The following is a 19,724-nucleotide window of genomic DNA, read 5'->3' on the forward strand; positions in this document are numbered from 1 at the left end:
AAATAAACATGGAAAATCAGGCGTTTCCTGCCTGAGGCAACGCAAAAATCTGTGGCTCAGCCGACCAAAGCCGGGTCATAGGTTCAGGCTGATGCAGGCTGTACCCCTGACCATAACGCACCCCAAACTGCTGCAGCCAGTAGACAGATTCCGGGTCGGACACAAATTCGGCAATACATTCTTTGCCCAGGCTCTGAGCAATCTCTGCAATGGCTTTCACCATGGCCCTGTCCGCACTGTCCAGTTTCATATTGCGCACAAAAGAGCCGTCAATTTTGACGTAATCGACTTTCATATGTTTGAGGTAACTGAATGAGGACATACCTACCCCAAAATCATCCAGCGAAAAACGGCAGCCGATCTGACGCAGGTTGTTGATAAAACGGCTGGCACTGGCCATATTGCTGACCGCCGCCGTTTCAGTAATTTCAAAACAGATCTGATCCGGCCGCACTTTGGAGCGGGCAAAACGTTGTGAGATAGTCGCCAGCAACTGCTCGTCCCCCAGAGACAGCCCGGACAGATTAATCGCACATTTGGTCAGGCGGCCCAGGTGGTCCGGCTGACGTTCCAGCTCCGTCATCACCCGGTCAAACACATAAGCATCCAGTTGCTGCATCAGGCCATGACGTTCGGCCAGCGGAATAAAAATAGCCGGGCTTATCCATTCCCCTTCCGCACTTTGTAACCTCAGCAGAACCTCGTAATGCAGCTCCTGACAGTGTGGATCCAGCGGCTTGATTTGCTGGTAATACAGCTGGAACTGCTGATGAGTCAGCGCCTGCTGCACTGTATGCAATAATTTCAGCTCAAACTGCCTGTGGTTCAGCTGCTCCATTTTGTCATGCACTACAAAATAACGGTTTTTACCGGACACTTTGGCCTGATAACAGCCGCTGTCCACGGCCTGCACCACACTGACCGCATTATGGCCTTTGCCGGACAGTGCCATCACTCCAATGCTGGCGCCAATTTCAAACACATGCTGCTGCCAGACAAAACGGTATTCGCTGATCCGCCTGAGCAGGCTGCGTAAGCGATCCTCCACCTGTTCGAGTGTCAAACCAAAATAAATCAGACAGAATTCATCACCGCCGACCCGGGCCAATACATCTTTTTCGCCCAAATCCAGCGCCAGAATGCCGGCAATATGCCGTAACAGTTCATCCCCAGCCAAATGACCACAACTGTCATTCACCAGTTTGAACTGGTCCATATCGATATAACACAAACAACAATCGGCACCTTTGGTCAGCAATTGCTCCAGTTGCCGGTTAAAGGCATACCGGTTCAACAAACCTGTCAGTTGGTCGTGATCGGCCTGATACCGGATCTTCTGTTGCATCGCATGTTCAGCCGTCACATCCCTGCCTATACCTTCAATAGCGATCAGTTGCCCCTGGTCACCCAACACAGGGGCATCCCGGTATTCAATCAGCCGATGGTCCCCGCCGGGCGTGCGGTATTCCACCAGGTAAGGTTCAGGCGTTTCTCCTCTGGCAATGACGGCTTGGGCCAGGGCCCGCTCTTCCGGCGCCTTGCTGATATAGTCCAGGTGGTGTTGCTGAAACTCTGCCGCTGAATAGCCCAGAATATGGCTGACACTTTCGCTGACAAACTCAACCTGCCAGTCGCGTGACGCCCGGTAAATAAAATGCCCCTGTAAGCCTTCAACCAGACGGCGGTATTTGGCTTCATGGCTGGCCAGCAGGCGTTGTTTGCCCAAAGAATGGGTCAGGATCAGGGCAGAAATACAGGCAATAAAGACCCCAAGCAACAGCACCAGCACACTGATGCTCAGGCCAACAGGTTGCGACTGCACCCTGAATAACCAGGGACGGCCGGCAAACTCCAGCGGCTGTTCACTGACACTGCGCTCGCTGAAAAACACATTGTGCTGTTTGACCAGTCGTTGTTCGTCCAGCACAGCAAAACTTAAATCGTCCTGCTCTAGGCCGCCGGTCAGTACGGTCAGAATTTGTGCCGTATCAAACACAGCCGCTATATAACCGTATTTGGCATGTTCCGACAGCACAGGCCAGATCATCAGGTTGTAACTTCGTTCGGGCAGCTGGATCAACAGGGCTTTCGCCTCACCTGCCAGCTTTGGCAAATCCTGTCTCAGCTCAGGCCAGTCGGCCACTGCAGTTTGTTCACGAAATTCTTTGTTGATGGACCACAACAGGCGCCCTTGTTTGTCCAACAGCAGAATATCGGCAAAGCCCGGCAGCATGCGGGCAAGCGTGCGGGAACGGACATTAAACCAGTCGACGTGATTAAAATGGTTTACCGGCCAGCTGCCAATCAAATCCTGCATAGCCCTGACCCGGTCTGCCGAGAACACTTCTAGGTTGTTGCCCACCTGCTGGGCAATGACAGCAGATTTCACTTCGGAGTTTTTCAGCTCCGCATAACGGATATAGCCGCTGAACAAAGCAGTCAGCAGCAAAACCACCAGGGCAACTAATACAGGAAGGTAGCGGGCTTTTATCATAACAGGCAGGCAAAAACACCAGGTATTCTCAGCATAAAGGGGATAAATGGCGTTTTTATGACAGCAGCCAACACAAAGGCGGTTGATGCGACCGGCGGCAGCGGATCTGAGACCAGGTTCAACAGGATAAAAAAAGGGTCTGTACAGACCCCTGAAACAGCATGCAACAAGCCTGTTCAGAGTGAAATAAACAGGTTGCAGCCTGATGACAGCCCGCTATCAGTTCGATGACATTTTTGCGCTGAGCAGCAATTTGCGGACCGCCTGACCGACAGCTTCTGCCGACTGAGGGTTTTGCCCTGTAACCAGCCGCCCGTCAACCACCAAATGAGACTGCCATAAACCAGCCGCTGAATACAGACCCCCCCTTTGTGTCAGCTCGTCCTGCAGCGAAAACGGCACCACCTTTTCCAGCTTGACGGCCTGCTCTTCCTCGTTACTGAAGCCTGTCAGATGTTTGCCTTTGATCAATAAATCCCCGCTGCTCAGACGAATATTCAGCAGTGCCGCCGGACCATGGCAAACCGCGGCGACAATACCGCCTTGTTCGTACAAAGCTGCCGTAAACTGCTGCACCGCCTTGTCCTGCGGAAAATCCCACATAGTGCCGTGGCCACCAGCATAGATCACAGCCTGGTAATTTTTCGGGTCCAGACCACTTAACTGCAGGCTATGATCTAACTTAGGCTGATGCGCAGAGCCGCGTTGAAACCACTGATTCACTGCGTCGGTTTCTGACAGACTGCGTGGGTCGGCTGGAGCCTGACCACCGGCCAGGCTGGCAATATCCACCTCAAAACCGGCCTCTGTCAGCACTTTGTAGGGATGCGTGACTTCACTGAGCCAATACCCGGTTTTCTCCCCGCTGCTTCCCATCTGACTGTGGCTGGTTACCACGATCAGTACTTTGTCCGCGGCCTGAGTGGCCAAACTGGTCGCGGTCAATAATGCCGCCACGGCACTCGTCAGGTATTTGTTCATGTCATGCTCCTCCTGTTTTGATTGCGTTCAGTCTAGAGGACAGATAAATTCAGGTAAAATGAATTGATTCAATAAAAGTTATCAATTTTATGAATATCAGAACCCACGATCTGAACCTGTTGCTGCTGTTTAAAGTGCTGTACGAAGAACTCAACCTGACCAAAGCTGCGCAGCGGCTTCATCTGAGTCAACCCGCTTTAAGCCATCAGTTGAACAAGCTGCGTAAGGAATTTGGCGACCCTCTGTTTGTCCGGGCTGCCCGCGGCCTGACGGCAACCCCCAAAGCTCAATGGCTCGCCGCGGAGGTGCTGGCAGTCGTCAGTCAAGTGGAGCAGTTTTATCAAAATGCGCAATCGCCAGAGCTACAGCGGCTGCAGCGGCAGATCCAGATTTACAGCACCGATTATATTGAACAGTTAGTGCTGCCTGAGCTGCTGCCGGTGCTCGCCGAGGAAGCGCCATTGCTGCAGCTGGTTTTTCGTAATACCCAAGGCCAGTTGCCTAAAACGGAGCTGGAGCGTGGCGACTGCGATTTGGCTATTGCAGGTTTTTATCAGGATTTACCGGCCACTCTGTTTCAGCAAAAGCTGCAGCAGGAAGGTTTTGTGGTACTGATGTCCAGCAGTCATCCGCTGGCCAGAGAAAAGGAGATTTCTGTCGACAGCTATTGTCAGGCACGGCATCTGATGACAACTCTGACCGGTGATTTAAACGGGTTGGTGGATCAGGCGCTGGCGAAACTGGGATTAAAACGTCAGGTGGTGGCTGGGCTGTCCAGCTTTATGACACCGGCCACACTGCTGCAAGGCACGGATTTGTTACTGACCTGCTTAGAGTCCATTGCCGTAAAGGCCTGTCACACCAATGCCGCGCTGCAGATCCGGGCTTGCCCGGTCGAACTGCCGCAGATCCAGGTATCTCAGATTTGGCATTCAAGGACACAGGGCGATGTTGCCCTGGCCTGGCTCAGGCGGCAAATTCATCAGCTATTGACCAACCAGCCACAGAAAAATCGGGTTCGTCCCTGAACCCCTTCCTGCCATTTGTCAGTACTCCCTTGCGGGGAGTACTGCGGATGCATACCAGCAGTATGCAAAAGCGGAGTTGTCAGCTGGAGTGCAATCAGGCTGACCTCTGAAGTCTAAGCTGTCTGGCTGTACCCAAACTGAACAGAAAGGCGCCCCCGCTGGAGCCTGTAGCGACCTGCTATCAGCCCGGCGCTGCCCCATGCAAGGGATTTGTTGCCCAACGGAAAAAAATTAAAAATTTTTGTCACAGCAGTACAGGTTGCCGGCACTTGAAGATAAAGACAGCTTTTTTATCTTGAAATCAGACGGAGAATACGGCCATGACAGACAAAACGATCACAGCGACAAACACCAACAAAAAACCAGGTTTCTGGACTCACCTTGCCATCAGCCTGACCATAGTGGCTGGCATGTTGGCTGGCAATCTCAAAGCAGAAGAGCGCCAGTTTGACGTAGAGGTTCAAGGCAAAGGGCCCGCGGTCATTCTGATCCCTGGCCTGATGTCCGACCAACGCGTCTGGCAACAAAGCGCGACCGTGCTGAGCCAGGACCACCAACTGCATCTGATCAATGTCAAAGGTCTGGGCCAGACCGCGAGCTCAGGGTATCAAGGCCCGTTGCTGCAAACCCTGACGGAACAGCTGGCAGACTACATCCGCAAGCTGAAACTGCAGCAGCCGGCAGTAATAGGCCACAGTATGGGCTCCTTTCTGGCGCTGAACCTGGCCAGTCAATACCCTGAGTTAACAGGTAAAGTTGTCGCCGTCGATGGTTTACCCTTCCTGGCACCAGTATTTACGCAGAGCAACCAGACCAGCGCGGCCCAGATGCAGCCTCAGGCCGAGCAGTTAAAGTCGCTTTACCAGGCGATGAGTGCTGAACAGCTAAAAGCCATGACCCAACAGGGGATCCATATTCAGGCAGTGACTCCTGCTGCGCAGCGCCTGGTGATGCAAATGGCGGCCAGCTCAGATCCGAAACGCACAGGTCAGTTAGTGGCCGAACTGCTGACCAGCGATATCCGGCCGCAAATGCCGGCCATTAAAGATAAAGTACTGTTTCTTGGCGCCAATGCCGGGCTGCCAAGCCGTGAACAGCAAGCACAGGCTGCCCGGCTATATCGGGAACAACTGGCAGGTATTCAACAGCTTGAGCTTGAATTTGCCCCAAGAGCACGGCATTTTATAATGCTCGATCAGCCCAGCTGGTTTCTGGCCAAAGTACAGGCTTTTTTAAAGGACTAACCCATGACGACTCTGCCCCTGGAACAACGTCTGCTGCCCGACGTGCTGGCTGCCACAGCAGGCGATATGCAGGCGTTCAGCCGACTGATGCAACAAAGCCAGAGGACGGTCAGCAGCATAGCACTGGCCATTGTCAAAGACCTCGATGCCAGCGAAGACATTACCCAGCAAGTGTTTATTTATGCCTGGAAACAGCTGCGCAGTTTAAAGAATCCGGCCAGCTTTTTGCCCTGGTTGCGGCAAATCACCCGCTACCGCGCTTTTCATTACCTGCGTGACCACAGAGTGCAAAGCACGGAGCGCGGAGAAGAGGCTGAAGCTCTGCTGGAATCCTTTTGTGCCGGCGTGCAACTGGAACAGGACCTGGCCCGCGAGCAACAAAATGCACTGATTGCCAGCCTGATAGCACAATTGCCAGACGAAAGCCGTGAAATAGTGCTGCTGTTTTACCGTGAAGAACAAAACAGCCAGCAGGTGGCACAACTGCTGGGCCTGACCGAAACCAATGTGCGAAAAAAGCTGCAACGGGTGCGCGAACTGTTAAAAGCCCAGTGGCTGCGCCGTGGCGGCGAAGTGCTGTGTTCCACAGCACCAGGACTTGGGCTCACCACAGCTGTCGGTGCAATGCTCAGCAGTGTGGCTCCACCGGCTGCGGCAGCCACCATGTCCGGTCTGACCGTCAGCCAGAGTGGCTGGGGCAAGTGGCTGTTCCTGCTCAGTGGCGCCATGCTGGGTGCTCTGGTGGCTGTGGTTGGTGTCATTTTGGGTATGCAGCAACCTATTAAAAATGCAGGCTCCGAGGCGCTGCGCCAGCAACTGCGTCAGTTGCGTAATCAGACTGTCGCCTGGGTGCTGCTGATGGGGCTGGCGCTGACGGCCGCCTACGAGCTGACGAGTGGCGCCCTGGCGCCGCTGTTGAGTTTTATACTGTTTTTATCCGGTCTTGGCCTGCAGCAGTATCGTATGTGGACACTGATAGCTCCAGGACTCAGGGAAAAAGCCCTGTTCAGTGCTGCGGGCAAGCGCAGCCTGTACTGGCAAAAACTGGGTTGTAGTCTGGGTCTGGTGTTGGGGTATGGCACAGGTCTGTTGGGTATGGTGTATGGGTTGATGCAAAGCGGGCGCTGGTAAGCGCCCGCTTTCTTATGCCGCTTAAGTCATCTGCGTCAGACGCCAGCTGTCTCTGAGCACCTCGTAGCCCGGAAACAAAGCACTTATCAACAAGCCCCAACTCAAACCGCGTTCCAGTTGCAACACAGTCAGCAGGCCAGCCAAAGGCTCATGCCGAGCTTCAAGCAATGGTTGCTGCCACAGGGGGAACTGCAACCCCAGCCAGAGCAAAAAAATCATCCAGCTGAAGTTAATTGCCACTGCAGTGCGCAGCATGGTTTTGTTCCACAAACGGCGCTGCAGCTGCCAGAAACAAAACACCACAGACAGAGCCATCACCGGGCTGAAAAACCATAGCCATAACTGGGTTTGCCCATTAAACACCAGCAGTACACTGTGCTGCTGACTGTCATTCAGCCAGACCGGCATAGTGGCCAGCACCAGCACAAAGATATAAGTTGCCAGATCGGTAAAAACATCACTTAACCTGATGTAACGCCAGGGCTGTTCCGCTTTGGGCAGTTGGCTTGGTTCCCACTGCAAGGCGCAGCGTGACGACAGGCTGCGGCCGTCCTGAGCCGCCAGCCAGAAGGATATCACGATCACACTGAAGGCAAAGCAGCCCTGACGTATCACATCTGCAAGCAGCTGAAACACAAAACGGAAGGGATCCGGATCGGTAAAGACCAGCCGGGCCGAGGCCTCGACCACTTCGAACACAAAAATCATCCCTATCACCATCGCCAGCACATGCCAGAGCAGTGGCATATCTTCGGCCGCTACTAAAGCGCGGCTGGGCACAAATTGCCGGGCGACCCGGGCCGGGTGACCACATTGCTTTAACAAGTCACTCCATTCCTCTGCATACAGTGCCCGTCCAAGCTCTTGTTCTTTTTGCTCTGCGCTGTCGAGTAAATTTGCTTTGAGCTCACGGCGGATCTCATCCCGTTGCTGTTCAGGGAGTTCACGCGCAACCGCACTCAGGTAACGTTCCAATAATTCCATCTTAGTCTGCCTCTTTAGTCAGGCTCAGTAGCGGCGACAGTGCCGTACCAAGCTGCAGCCATTCCTGCCGCAGTTGTTGCAATAACTGCTGACCCTGCGAATTCAACTGGTAGTAACGGCGCTCCCGGCCTTCTGCCTGTTGCCACTCACTGTCCAGTAACCCTTGTTCTGCCAGGCGCCGTATCAGTGGATACAAGGTGCCTTCGTCAATGTCGATGCCACCATCCTGCAACTGTTTGCGTAACGAATAGCCATAATGCGGTTGCTTCAACGACGCAAGAACCGCCAGCACCAGCACGCCACGGCGCAATTCCAGCCGCATTTTATCGAGTTGAGAAGTTGTCATACTTCGAGTTCCTTATACTGTGCGACACATACTGTGCCGTACACAGCAAATACTATGCGTGACACAGTATTTATGCAAGCCATATGTGCAAAAAAAAGACAGAACCGAACTAACAAGCTGATTTTAAGTAGAAAAACTCATCCCAGCTGACGGCTGTTGGTCACAAATCACTACAAAAATGACCAGTCGTTGCCGATAATCCGGCAGGCCCACAACCACTTCAGTGGCCGGGGTGGGACGCTATTTTTGCGTCTTGAGCCTTGCCTGATTCAAACACAAAGACCAGCCTTATAAAAAAATAGGTGCCTAAGGAGACCTCAAATGACTATGCCATTGCGCCCAGCACGGGAGTGGGCCCGCCATTCCCTGCTCTGGCTAAGTTCAGTCAGCTTGGTATTGATGCTCAGCTCCATCGCCTATTGCTATTTAATGGCCTCACTGGAAGGAAACCGGGCAAGTCTGCTGACGTCTGTGATCTGGGGACTGTCTGATTGGGGCGTTTGGCTTGCGCTTAGTCCCCTGCTGGTCAGAGAATTGGCTCGTAACCAAGGTTTGCAACTGTCCAATGGCGCTTTAGTCTGGCTGGCAATGCAGTCCACCTTCTGGGTTCCTCTGTCTGCTGTGCTGGTACGTTGTCTGGCCGAAGCCTTGTTGACCGACAACAATATGAACGCCATGCTGTTACTGGCATATAAACGCCTGCCTCTTTATCTTGGCGTCTGGCTTTTGATGCTGCTTATTGTGATTTGGCAGAAGCTGCTGACAGAAGGCATTGCAGGCAGTCATGCTGAAGGAATCACAAGCGCTGAGGGCAAGGCGCAGCCGGCAACAAAAGCTTCAGCAGTTCAGACCAACGCCTTGCTGGTGCACTCATCAACAGGGGAACTTTGGGTTGGTTTGAACGAGATCCTGTACCTCAGAGCCTGCGGAAACTATATGGAAGTCAAGGTTCAGAACAAAGTCTATCTGTTGCGGGCCACGATGAAAGCATTGGAGCTGGCACTTCGTCATAGCCCCCTGGTCCGTTGCCACCGCTCTTATCTGGTGAATTTGCACAGGGTGCAAACCCTTGAATATGCGCAAAGCGGCAACCACGATTTGTTGTTGAATAATGGTGAAAGGTTGCCGTTAAGCAAAAGCTTCAGGGATAAACTCCGGCAGCAATGGCAGCAGTTCAAAGATGCACAACAGCAGCACTATGTGTAACCAGGGGTTCAGGCTCAGAACACAATCCACAGCCCGACCAGCAGGACCAGGCTTAGCAGTAACGCAGCACTCCACCAGATTCGATCTGGCAAGCTCTGCGCTGACCAGCTCAAGAGCACCAGGCGGCTGCAGCTCAGGCAGCACAGCAGTACCCAGCTGCCGCTGATCACCGACATTGGTGCCAGAAACAAGGCAAAAAAGGTCAACTCCATAGGGGTGCCACCTGCAGCGCGATGCGCAGAGGTGGCACTGAGTAACAGCCACCACAGCAGTGTGCTGCCCAGTAAGGCCGGTATCGAATAGCGCAGTGACTGCAGCGACAGTATGCCCATAGCTGGTGATTAGGCGCGACGCCAGCTGGTCACGCCGGCTTTGTCTTCCAGAATAATGCCTTTGGCCGTTAACGCATCGCGGGCTGCATCCGCGGCAGCCCAGTCTTTGGCGGCTCGGGCGGCATTACGCTGCGCAATCAAGGCTTCAATTTCTGCCACATCGTCAGCACCAGTGCCGGCTTTGAGATAAGTCTCTGCATCGCCCTGCAGAATACCCAATACGCCCCCCAGGGTTTTCAGCAACGCCGCCAGTTCTGCGGCTTTGGCCGGATCCCCCGCTTTTTCTTTATTGATGTCCCGCGCCAGTTCAAACAGCACAGGCAAGGCCAGGGCGGTATTAAAGTCATCGTCCATCGCCGCTTTGAAGCTCGCCACATAGCTGTTGTCTAAACTGACCTGCTCCGCAGGTGTCACCTCACGCAGCGCCGTGTATAAGCGGCCTAAGGCGGAGTGCGCCTGCTCCAGGTTTTCTTTGGAGTAGTTCAGCTGGCTGCGGTAGTGGCTGGAGATCAGAAAATAACGCACGGCTTCGGCATTGTGTTCAGCCAAAACATCTTTAACCGTAAAGAAATTGCCCAGCGATTTGGACATTTTTTCTTTATCCACCTGGACCATGCCTGTGTGGATCCAGGTATTGACATAAGGCGTGCCATGGGCGCAGCAGGACTGCGCAATTTCGTTTTCATGGTGCGGGAACTGCAAGTCTGAACCGCCACCATGAATATCAAAATGGCTGCCTAAATGTTTGGCACTCATGGCCGAGCATTCAATATGCCAGCCGGGGCGGCCTTCGCCCCAGGGCGACGACCAGTGGGGTTCACCAGGTTTGGCCATTTTCCACAACACAAAATCCAGCGGGTCGTCTTTGGCTTCGTCCACTTCCACCCGGGCGCCGGCCTGCAGCATGTCGAGGTTTTGCTGACTGAGCTGACCATAAGCTTCGTATTTGCTGACATCAAACAGCACGTCACCGTTTTTGGCGACATAGGCGTAGCCCTTGGCGACCAGGGTTTCAATCAGCTCAATAATTTCCTGCATATGGGTGGTCACCCGAGGTTCGATATCGGCTGGCATCAGACCCAGCGCATGAAAATCATTGTGCATCGCTACGGTATAGCGAGCCGTCAGTGCATCGCAGCTTTCGCCGTTTTCATTGGCGCGTTTAATGATCTTATCGTCCACGTCTGTGATATTCCGTACATAAGTCACGTCATAACCGCTGAAACGCAGGTAACGGTTCATCACATCAAAAGCGACATAAGTACGGGCATGGCCAACGTGACAGAAATCGTAAATCGTAATGCCGCAGACATACATGGATACCTTACCGGGCTGTAAAGGAACAAAAGGCTCTTTTTTACGGGTCAGGGTATTAAAAATCTGCAGCATGGGACTCCTCGGTCACTTCGTCCGGTTGAAAACGCAGTAGTTTAACACTGCACTTTGGAGTGGGCTATCCTCCGGGCTCCGCCAATCGGATGTTTTGTGAAAAGCACCAGCTGCGCTACACTAGCGGCACTTTTATCCGAAGGAGTTTGTGATGGTTCGTTTGCACACCAATTATGGCGTTATTACCCTGCAGTTATTCGCTGACAAAGCCCCGGCGACTGTGGAAAACTTTTTAAGTTATGTCAAAGACGGTTTCTACGACAACACCATTTTCCACCGTGTGATTAACGGCTTTATGATCCAGGGCGGTGGTTTTACCCCAGAGATGGAACAAAAAGACACTCAAAAGCCAATTAAAAACGAAGCCAACAACAAAGTGTCGAATAAAAAAGGCACTATCGCTATGGCCCGTACCAGCGATCCGCATTCAGCCACCTGTCAGTTTTTCATTAACGTGGCCAACAATGACTTCCTGGATTTCAGCTCAGAATCTTCTCAAGGCTGGGGTTACTGCGTGTTTGGTGAAGTGGTCGAAGGCCTGGATATAGTTGATAAAATCAAAACTGTGGCTACAGGCCGTAAATTTGGTCACGCCGATGTACCAGTCGAGCCTGTGATTCTTGAAAAGGCTGAAATCGTCGGTGAATAAAGGCTCAACGAATAGCCGTACGCTATTTATTGCCGATTTGCATTTAAGCGCTGAGCGGCCCGATATCACGGCCGCTTTTTTGCGTTTTATGCAGCAGGAAGCACCGCAGGCCGATGCTTTGTATATCCTCGGCGACTTGTTTGAAGTCTGGATTGGTGACGATAACCCAGAGCCCTTATTGGACCAGGTTGCCAGCGCCACCAAGGCTCTGGCTGACCATGGTGTGCCTGTGTATTTCTGCCATGGCAACCGAGATTTTTTGCTGAAAAAGCGTTACGCCGCCAAAGCCGGTATCACCCTGTTGGCCCCGGCCACAGTGGTGGATTTGTACGGCCACCCCACCCTGCTGATGCACGGAGACTCACTCTGTACACTGGATCTGGGTTATCAAAAATTCCGTTGTTGGTGGAACCAGCCCTGGTGGCAATGGCTGATCCTGGCAACACCTCTTTGGTACCGTCAACACCTGGCCCGCAAAGCCCGCCGCGTCAGCGCTAAGGACAAAGCCGGTAAAAGCAGTGACATTATGGATGTGACACCAGACGAAGTGCCGAAGGTGATGGACATGTATGGCGTTCAGCGCCTGATCCACGGTCACACCCACAGACCGGCAGTGCATCAGATTCTTCTCGCCAATGGCCACAGCGGCCAGCGCTACGTGCTTGGCGATTGGTATCAGCAAAGCTCGTATCTGGAAGTGAGCGCAACAGGCTGGCAGCTGCATTTTTCCGCCCTGCCCGATTAAAGACGGCATCTAAGCTTAAGGTTCACTCTGGCCGCAAGTTCAGAGCCTGTCAGCGACAGTCCGCTCTGAAAACGGAATTCGCTATCCGGTGTCTGAATCAGCTCGGCTTCAGTAAAAGCACCAATGATTATTTTATAGATTAACGCGGCAACGAATTCAGTGCTGAGGTTAACGCTTGATTTTCTAAAAAATCATCTTCAAAAAAACCGCCTTCTGCTACGCCAATACACTGGTAGCAATCCAGGTTTGACATCAGCTGTTTTTGCCCTTTCGGTGAACAATAACGCCGGATCAGGCTATGCGCTGGGCCTTGAAAAAACACAAGGGCTATCTGGCCGCGGAGTTCCATGGTAGTCACCCCATCATTGAACAGAGGCTTTACCTCCAGGAATGAGCACAGCAGAAAAATCATCGACACCGCAAAACACTTCCACTAATTTGTGCACAGGCATTCTGTGTGCAGGGGGTTCTCCTGGTTGAAAGCCAGCCTGATGGAGAGGGGGCCTTAGTTCAAATTTTCTTATCCCGAGTTCAGGTTTATTAGGATGGATAATTTATGAATAAAAAAACTCTGGCAACCTATTTAACGCCTGCAATTTTGTTAATTGCACTTGCGGTTGTCGGCACCAAGAGTAAGGACGCCACTTCTGCAGCCGGAGTGACAGCCGCGGCAACTTCTGTGCATTTGTCAGCGGATGAATCGTCATTGGTTAGCGCCAATCGAGAGAAAACGGCGCCTGCCCCTGAAGTAGCAACCTCAGCCACTGCTGCAGACCTGCCTGCAGAGGGGTCTTCATCCACGGACAGTGCCGGCATGAAAAACGTTGCTGGAGAAAAATCTGACCTGGGCAGCGAAACGCAACAACACCATCAAGACGGTTCGATATCCCTTGATGAAATCATGAGCCGGGCCACCTCTTCCACGGCTCAAACTGTTTTCCCTGAAAATGATGAGTTGGATTTCGGCAAAACAGCCACCCTAAATCAGCTTTTGGATGGTCTTGATAAAGAGGCTCAGGGGTTACACGTCTTCAGTGCCGAGTGCTACCAGGTATTAAAAGAATGCCGGGTGCATTACCTGTCGGAAAATTCCCTAACCTTGCAGCTTATGGCGACCATGGACGGCATGAGCTCGATCGCTGACCAAGTGACGGAGTCGGGTGACACGATACTGATCATTCGCTTCCACCCAGTTAAATGAGAGCGAAGCGTGGTGGTTGCGATTTCAGCCCTGGACCAGGTAGCGTTCAGCCAGAATGACGGCGCGTTCTGAATCGACCAGACTCACTGATGCTGTCTCAGGCGAAAGCCACTCGACGCCAGCAAACAACATTTCCCCCGCCCCCGCAACTACATCAAATTGGCTAATTCATCCCAGTAAAATCAAGGCTTCCAAGCATTTACCTGCGGTGATAAAATTCTAAAAAAATGAGTGTTTTTGAAATGCAGTTCGACGCCAAGCTCCTAGAACCTATCAACCTGTTTTTACAATGCCCCACTCCTCACGAGTGGTTAAATGAGGCGTCCAAAACTGAACGTCTGCCCATATTGTTGCAGGATCATTTGGTGTGCGAGCTAAAAGCCGCGCAAACTGCCATGTATCTGCTGCGCCGATACGCCTGCAATGACGAAAGTTCAAAGCATCTGTTACAGTGGTTAAAACCATTTGAGGATTTCGCCTACCGCTTCGAAGGCAATCTGGACGATCTGAAAAGTGCGGAAAAGTTGAGCAAAGCCATTATTGGCCGGTCGGACTTTGAGCATTCGGATCTGATTATCAGCAAAATGGTGCTGTTGATCCGGGAGGAGTTGCATCATTTTTGCCAGGTGCTGGAAATCATGCGCGATCGCGCTATTCCCTATCAAAATATCACCGCAAGTCGTTATGCCAAGACCTTGATCCAAAACTGCAAAACTCACGAGCCACAGATTTTTATCGACAAGTTGATTTGTGGCGCCTACATCGAAGCCCGCTCCTGTGAACGCTTCGCCGCGTTAGCCACTTTTGTCGACCAGGAACTGGCCGAGTTTTATGTGTCATTATTACGCTCTGAAGCCCGGCATTTCAGCGACTACCTTGAACTGGCGCAAACTATTTCCAAAACCGATATCTCTGCACGGGTCCGCTTTTTTGGTCAGCTAGAAAGCACTCTGATTTCGGAACCAGACACCGACTTTAAATTCCACAGTGGCAAGTTTACAGGCTGACGATTCGCTGCAGCCATTTGTCCCGGCAGCCTTCGTTCTCTGCTTCACCAAGCAGGCAATATTTTTGGCAGACACACCCCAAATAAACTGACTGCTGCTTATGCTTACCCCTAACGGACCTGGGGCTTTTGCTTTTATCTACGGCAAACTTGACGAACCGCTTTCTGTTGACCATAACAAAGATAAGGGTACTTGCTGTTGCCTGTGGTCACAACGTAGTAGACAAGGATAAAAACGATGATTCTGAATCACTTATGGGGACTGTATGCCCATCCCAAAGAAGAATGGCATACCATAGACGAACGTCACGAAAGCTTTAAATACAGTTTAATTCATATCCTGTTGGTCGCTTTAATTCCATCCTTTTGTGCTTATTATTCTGCAGTCCATATTGGCTGGAGCATTGGTGTCGGCGAACCTATTAAATTAACGGCGGACAGCGCCATGATGCTGTCTGTCGCTATGTATATCGCCTTGATTGCCGGTGTATTTGCCTTGGCCTATCTGGCGCACTGGATGGCTCAGACCTTTGGCGCGGACCCAACCTACACCCAGACGCTTGAGCTTTCGGCATACACATCAACACCACTTTTTATGGTCGGTGTGGCGGCTTTTTACCCTGAGCTTTGGTTTGTCATGATGGTGGGTCTGGCTGGTTTAACTTATTCGGTGTATCTGTTGTATGTGGGTGTGCCTATTCTGATGCACATTCCGGAAGAGCGCGGCTTTATTTATGCCAGCTCAGTGGTCACTGTTGGTCTGGTGTTGTTGGTTTGTGTACTGACCGCTACCGCTATTCTTTGGAGTTCGGGTTTCGGCCCGGCTTTTACACACTAGGCAGGAAGAACAAGGAATAAAGGGTAGCAAATGCTACCCTTTCGTTTTTCTGGCAGTCCGGTTGACTCTTAGTTGCTGCCTTCGTTATGCAGTTCCAGGCTTGCAGTCAACTCAGCCTGTTTTTTCTTTTTTGACGCTTCGTTGCGCTGTGCATCCAGACGGTTCAGGTAAGCCTGGTCAATGTCATTGGTCACATAAACGCCGTCGAACACAGAGGTTTCAAAACGCTTCAGTTCAGGGTTTTCTGAGCGCACAGCATCCACCAGATCCTCCAGCGACTGAAAGATCAGACCATCAGCCCCAATGATTTTACAAATGCTGTCAACATCATGGCCGTGAGCGATCAACTCATTGGCAGACGGCATATCAATGCCGTACACGTTCGGAAAACGGATTTCCGGTGCTGCTGACGCGAAATAGACTTTCTTCGCACCAGCTTCACGGGCCATATCGATGATTTGCTGAGACGTGGTACCACGTACAATGGAGTCATCCACCAGCAACACGTTTTTACCTTCGAACTCCTGCCAAATCGCATTCAATTTGCGTTTGACTGATTTTTTCCGTTCGGTCTGGCCCGGCATAATAAAAGTCCGGCCAATGTAACGGTTTTTCACATAACCCTGACGGTAAGGCAAACCTAATTCATGGGCAATTTGTAATGCCGCATCATTGGATGTTTCAGGAATAGGGATCACCACATCTATGTCCAGATGTGCCCATTCTTTTTTGATTTTCTGCCCCAGCTTTTTACCCATAGCAACACGGGACGCATAAACCGACACATTGTCGATGGTCGAATCCGGCCGGGCAAAGTAAACGTATTCAAAAATACAGGGGGCATAACTTGGGTTTTCAGCACATTGTTGGGTAAAGAGATCGCCACCTTCAGTGATATACACAGCTTCACCCGGTGCCACATCACGCATCACGGTAAAACCGTCCGCATCCAAAGCCACACTTTCCGAAGCCACCATGTATTCAGTGCCTAGCGGCGTTTCGCGTTTGCCCATCACCAACGGACGAATGCCATTCGGGTCACGAAACGCCACCAGACCATGACCAATCACCAGGGCCACGACCGCATAACCACCGCGGATTTTGCGGTGCAGGTTGGCCACAGCTTTAAAGATATGGTCAGGGCTGACATGCATATCGGCATGTTTTTCCAGCTCGTAGGCAAAAGCATTGAGCAGCGCTTCGGAATCGGAGTTGGTATTCACATGACGGCGGGCATTACGGAACAAATCTTCTTTCAGCTCGTCTGAGTTGGTCAGGTTCCCGTTATGCGCCAGCGCAATCCCAAAAGGACTGTTGCTGTAAAACGGCTGAGCCTCGGCAGTGCTCGCAGTACCTGCGGTCGGGTAACGCACATGGCCAATACCAATATTGCCGGATAAACGTTGCATATGGCGGGCTTCAAATACGTCTTTGACCAGACCCAGCGCTTTACGCAGACGCAGCACGTTGTCGTCCACTGTGACAATACCTGCCGCGTCCTGACCTCTGTGTTGCAGTACTGTTAATCCGTCATACAGGGCCTGATTGACCGGATATTTACCTACGATACCAACAATACCACACATCGTTTATTTCCTCGTCAGAGTTAAGGTCGTTGCATAAAACTGGAGTTGCTTTTCAGGTACTCAAAAAACCACTCAATAATAAAACCAAATTCGGGGATTAGCCGGGAGCTTTGCCACCACTGGCTTTGGTCTGCCATGGTAAAAGCGTCCAGAAAGAACAACAGCGCACTGACAATCAGCACACCTCGTAAGGCGCCAAAAACCAGGCCCAACACCATATCGGTGCCGGATAAGCCGGTAGACTGGATCAGCTTGCCAATCAGGTAATTCAGTAAGGCCCCGAGGATCAGGGTACAGATAAATAACACTGCAATAGACACAGCGTTGCGGACTATAGCGTCCTGTAAATCGGTGAAGTAGCTGGCCAGATAAGGGTAGTAATAGCTGGCCACAAAAAACGCCGCTATCCAGACAATCAGAGAAATGGCCTCTTTGGCAAAACCACGGACCAGGCTGATCACGGTTGACAGGCTTATCACTGCCAGAATGGCATAATCAATCCAAACCATGTGCTACCAAAGGATGCTTGAAGACGGCGCGCATTCTATCAAAAGGCGCGCCGCAACGCCTAGTTATTTTCGATGGGTTTAAAAGGACTGAGTTTCAGTCCTTTCACGCCAGTCAGCTGTTCAAGCTCAGAGAGCCGGCTTTGCAGCCGGTCTTTTTTCAGCTCAGGGCCAACCACCACACTGGTCATACTTTGTCCCTGACTGTTGGTACTGGCGCGGGTAAAGGTGGTAAAACCAGCCTGCTTCAGCTTGCTCACCAAAGCGGCTGCGTTGTCACTTTTACTGAAACTGCCCACCTGAACTATCCAGGCGGCGGCATTCAGCGCGGGGTTCCCTTTGGGTTCTGGCGCTGCAGTTTGCGCCAGACTCGCTGCCGCCTCTGTGCTGGTTTGTTCATCAGCCTGTTGAACAGCAGCCTGCTCAATTGTTTCTGGCCCAGGTCCTAGCGGATTCACTGGCTCTGCCAGCATCTGGGCTGTGTCGGTACTGGCTTCGCTGCCTGCGGCACCTGCAGTGACCTGAGCGAAATCCTGAGCCGGTAACGTATCCAGCGCGGGCCGGTCGTCAGGAACATTGAGCAGCTCTTGTTGTTTTTCGGCCAGCTGTTCTTTGGTAAACACCTGCTCCTGCTGCACCGTAGAAAATTCAGGACGCTGTGGGATGGCTTTAAACTCTTCCCGTACTATCTGCTTTTCACCATCGAGCAAATCAGGCAAAAACACCACGGCAGCAATCACCAGAATGCTGCTGCCTATCAAGCGGTTTTTCAACGCGCTGTTCATACTTCTGTCTCCATTTGCAGCGCCAAAACTGCCGATACTGTAACAAAAGAGCCGAAAATCACCAATAAATCATCTTGGTGTAATGTGCTGAGCGCCGAATGAAAACCGGCCGCCAGATCGGAATAGCAGTGCAGCACTGAATCATCGCTGAATACAGCCGCCAGTTGCTCTGCACTGGCCCCACGCACACCTGGCAAAGATACCAGATGCCATTGGTCTATTTTGCCAGCAAAACACTGCAGGCTTTGATGGATATCTTTGTCCTTCAGCATCCCCACCAGCGCATGCACAGTGTGGTACTGGCCCTGAAGCTCAGCCAACTGCCCGGCCAGATAAGCAGCAGACTGCGGATTGTGCGCCACATCCAGCAGAATGGCCGGTGTTTTACTCAGCCATTGCATCCGGCCTGGCAGGCTTAATCTCAGCAGTACCCTTTCCACCACACCGGCGTCAGGTAAAGCGTCAAGCAGCTCCAGAGCCATCAGCGCAGCGGCTACATTGGCCTGAGGCACGGCCGGTTTGGGCAATTGCAATAACTGATGACGGGCGGACTGCCAGTCCCATAACTGGCCTGAACTAAAGCTGTACTGCTCACCTGAACGCCACAGCGGGGTTTGCAGTGCCTGTGCCACATCCAGCACGGACTGCGGCACGTCGGTTTCCAGCACAACAGCCGGAACTGCAGGACGGAAGATACCGGCTTTTTCCCGGCCTATACTGGTGCGGTCGGGCCCGAGAAACTCCTGGTGGTCCAGGTCGATGGTGGTCAACAGGCTTAGATCCGGTTCAATAATGTTGGTCGCATCCAACCGTCCGCCAAGCCCCACTTCAATCAGGCAGAAATCCGGCTGTTGCTGGCACAGAATAAAAAAAGCCGCCAAGGTGGTGAACTCAAAATAGGTCAGCTCAATGTCGCCTCGCAGACGCTCAATGGCGGCAAAGGCCTCTACCCAGATGGGGTCAGCCACATCCTGGTCATTCAGCCGCAGCCGTTCATTAAAACGCACTAAATGGGGAGAACTGTACACACCCACCGAAACCCCCTGCGCCAGCAATAATTGCTCCAGAGTCCGGGCTGTGGTGCCTTTGCCATTGGTACCGGCCAGCAGAATTTTTTTACCTGGCAACTGGTGTAAACCGGCCTGTTCAGCGACCTGACGGATGCGGGCTAAACCCAGTTCAATCTGATGTTGCGGATGCTTCTGTTCAATATAACAAAGCCAATCGGCCAGTGATGGCGACGATTGGCTTAACGGGGAAAGTACGGTCATAA

The 19,724-nt window shown here is 52.2% G+C and carries 20 protein-coding genes; 9 read left to right on the forward strand and 11 right to left on the reverse strand.

Translation table 11 applies throughout. The features are described 5' to 3' along the window. Window positions 1-16 precede the first annotated feature (16 nt). Together WKJ03_RS05535 and WKJ03_RS05540 are read right to left on the reverse strand one after the other, a co-directional pair. On the reverse strand, window positions 17-2,494 hold the full coding sequence (locus tag WKJ03_RS05535) for an EAL domain-containing protein (RefSeq protein ID WP_337841172.1): 2,478 nt from the start codon (window positions 2,492-2,494) through the stop codon (window positions 17-19). 219 nt (window positions 2,495-2,713) lie between these two features. After that, the gene (locus tag WKJ03_RS05540; protein ID WP_337841173.1) at window positions 2,714-3,475 is read right to left on the reverse strand and encodes a type 1 glutamine amidotransferase domain-containing protein; all 762 of its coding nucleotides are present in this window, start codon (window positions 3,473-3,475) and stop codon (window positions 2,714-2,716) included. A gap of 89 nt (window positions 3,476-3,564) precedes the next feature. Between WKJ03_RS05540 and WKJ03_RS05545 the strand changes: the two genes are divergently transcribed. The 3 genes from WKJ03_RS05545 to WKJ03_RS05555 all read left to right on the forward strand — a co-directional run bounded on the left by WKJ03_RS05545 (window position 3,565) and on the right by WKJ03_RS05555 (window position 6,878). Continuing rightward, window positions 3,565-4,503 (forward strand): LysR family transcriptional regulator, encoded by a 939-nt coding sequence (locus WKJ03_RS05545; protein ID WP_337841174.1) that lies wholly within the window; start codon window positions 3,565-3,567, stop codon window positions 4,501-4,503. Window positions 4,504-4,823: 320 nt separating this feature from the next. Further along, window positions 4,824-5,747 carry an alpha/beta hydrolase gene (locus WKJ03_RS05550; RefSeq protein WP_337841175.1) on the forward strand — a complete coding sequence of 308 codons (924 nt, stop codon included), beginning with the start codon at window positions 4,824-4,826 and terminating at the stop codon, window positions 5,745-5,747. A 3-nt stretch (window positions 5,748-5,750) separates the two neighbouring features. Further along, window positions 5,751-6,878 carry a sigma-70 family RNA polymerase sigma factor gene (locus WKJ03_RS05555; protein WP_337841176.1) on the forward strand — a complete coding sequence of 376 codons (1,128 nt, stop codon included), beginning with the start codon at window positions 5,751-5,753 and terminating at the stop codon, window positions 6,876-6,878. 21 nt (window positions 6,879-6,899) lie between these two features. Here WKJ03_RS05555 and WKJ03_RS05560 read toward each other — a convergent pair whose 3' ends face one another. After that, window positions 6,900-7,862 (reverse strand): hypothetical protein, encoded by a 963-nt coding sequence (locus tag WKJ03_RS05560; RefSeq protein ID WP_337841177.1) that lies wholly within the window; start codon window positions 7,860-7,862, stop codon window positions 6,900-6,902. Window position 7,863: 1 nt separating this feature from the next. Continuing rightward, window positions 7,864-8,208 carry a helix-turn-helix transcriptional regulator gene (locus WKJ03_RS05565; RefSeq protein WP_337841178.1) on the reverse strand — a complete coding sequence of 115 codons (345 nt, stop codon included), beginning with the start codon at window positions 8,206-8,208 and terminating at the stop codon, window positions 7,864-7,866. Between the two features lie 321 nt (window positions 8,209-8,529). Here WKJ03_RS05565 and WKJ03_RS05570 point away from each other — a divergent pair, with 321 nt between their 5' ends. Then, window positions 8,530-9,414 (forward strand): LytTR family DNA-binding domain-containing protein, encoded by an 885-nt coding sequence (locus tag WKJ03_RS05570; RefSeq protein WP_337841179.1) that lies wholly within the window; start codon window positions 8,530-8,532, stop codon window positions 9,412-9,414. 14 nt (window positions 9,415-9,428) lie between these two features. Here the strand turns inward: WKJ03_RS05570 and WKJ03_RS05575 are convergent, their stop codons facing one another. Together WKJ03_RS05575 and cysS are read right to left on the reverse strand one after the other, a co-directional pair. Then, window positions 9,429-9,746 (reverse strand): hypothetical protein, encoded by a 318-nt coding sequence (locus WKJ03_RS05575; protein WP_337841180.1) that lies wholly within the window; start codon window positions 9,744-9,746, stop codon window positions 9,429-9,431. A 9-nt stretch (window positions 9,747-9,755) separates the two neighbouring features. Continuing rightward, complete coding sequence (cysS, locus tag WKJ03_RS05580; protein WP_337841181.1) at window positions 9,756-11,135, reverse strand: cysteine--tRNA ligase; 1,380 nt, start codon at window positions 11,133-11,135, stop codon at window positions 9,756-9,758. Window positions 11,136-11,286: 151 nt separating this feature from the next. Here cysS and WKJ03_RS05585 point away from each other — a divergent pair, with 151 nt between their 5' ends. Both WKJ03_RS05585 and lpxH read left to right on the forward strand, forming a co-directional pair. Next, window positions 11,287-11,784 carry a peptidylprolyl isomerase gene (locus WKJ03_RS05585; RefSeq protein ID WP_337841182.1) on the forward strand — a complete coding sequence of 166 codons (498 nt, stop codon included), beginning with the start codon at window positions 11,287-11,289 and terminating at the stop codon, window positions 11,782-11,784. Beyond that, window positions 11,756-12,529, forward strand: coding sequence for a UDP-2,3-diacylglucosamine diphosphatase (gene lpxH, locus WKJ03_RS05590; RefSeq protein ID WP_337841183.1), 774 nt, complete (start codon window positions 11,756-11,758; stop codon window positions 12,527-12,529). The genes WKJ03_RS05585 and lpxH overlap by 29 nt, the downstream gene beginning before the upstream one ends. Before the next feature lie 139 nt (window positions 12,530-12,668). On the opposite strand, the gene WKJ03_RS05595 is transcribed toward lpxH, so the two are convergent. Beyond that, entirely contained in the window at window positions 12,669-12,941 is a 273-nt protein-coding gene (locus WKJ03_RS05595) for a hypothetical protein (protein WP_337841184.1), read from the reverse strand. Between the two features lie 144 nt (window positions 12,942-13,085). On the opposite strand from WKJ03_RS05595, the gene WKJ03_RS05600 reads away from it, so the two are divergent. From WKJ03_RS05600 to WKJ03_RS05610, 3 genes are all read left to right on the forward strand, one after another. Further along, complete coding sequence (locus tag WKJ03_RS05600) at window positions 13,086-13,730, forward strand: hypothetical protein (RefSeq protein WP_337841185.1); 645 nt, start codon at window positions 13,086-13,088, stop codon at window positions 13,728-13,730. A 242-nt stretch (window positions 13,731-13,972) separates the two neighbouring features. Further along, window positions 13,973-14,737: a tRNA isopentenyl-2-thiomethyl-A-37 hydroxylase MiaE gene (gene miaE / locus WKJ03_RS05605; RefSeq protein WP_337841186.1), complete on the forward strand. Its 765-nt coding sequence runs from the start codon at window positions 13,973-13,975 to the stop codon at window positions 14,735-14,737. 237 nt (window positions 14,738-14,974) lie between these two features. Continuing rightward, a complete protein-coding gene (locus tag WKJ03_RS05610; RefSeq protein WP_337841187.1) occupies window positions 14,975-15,574 on the forward strand; it encodes a Yip1 family protein in 600 nt (199 codons plus the stop codon). Between the two features lie 68 nt (window positions 15,575-15,642). Here the strand turns inward: WKJ03_RS05610 and purF are convergent, their stop codons facing one another. The 4 genes from purF to folC are packed head-to-tail and all read right to left on the reverse strand — an operon-like array spanning window position 15,643 to window position 19,722. Next, the gene (purF, locus tag WKJ03_RS05615; RefSeq protein WP_337841188.1) at window positions 15,643-17,160 is read right to left on the reverse strand and encodes an amidophosphoribosyltransferase; all 1,518 of its coding nucleotides are present in this window, start codon (window positions 17,158-17,160) and stop codon (window positions 15,643-15,645) included. A gap of 20 nt (window positions 17,161-17,180) precedes the next feature. Further along, the gene (locus tag WKJ03_RS05620) at window positions 17,181-17,669 is read right to left on the reverse strand and encodes a CvpA family protein (RefSeq protein ID WP_337841189.1); all 489 of its coding nucleotides are present in this window, start codon (window positions 17,667-17,669) and stop codon (window positions 17,181-17,183) included. 59 nt (window positions 17,670-17,728) lie between these two features. Further along, window positions 17,729-18,451, reverse strand: a complete 723-nt coding sequence (locus WKJ03_RS05625; RefSeq protein ID WP_337841190.1) for an SPOR domain-containing protein — start codon at window positions 18,449-18,451, stop codon at window positions 17,729-17,731. Then, on the reverse strand, window positions 18,448-19,722 hold the full coding sequence (folC, locus tag WKJ03_RS05630; RefSeq protein ID WP_337841191.1) for a bifunctional tetrahydrofolate synthase/dihydrofolate synthase: 1,275 nt from the start codon (window positions 19,720-19,722) through the stop codon (window positions 18,448-18,450). The genes WKJ03_RS05625 and folC overlap by 4 nt, the downstream gene beginning before the upstream one ends. Between the last annotated feature and the right edge of the window lie 2 nt (window positions 19,723-19,724).

The organism is Rheinheimera sp. (genome assembly GCF_037442525.1).
Lineage (GTDB): Bacteria > Pseudomonadota > Gammaproteobacteria > Enterobacterales > Alteromonadaceae > Pararheinheimera.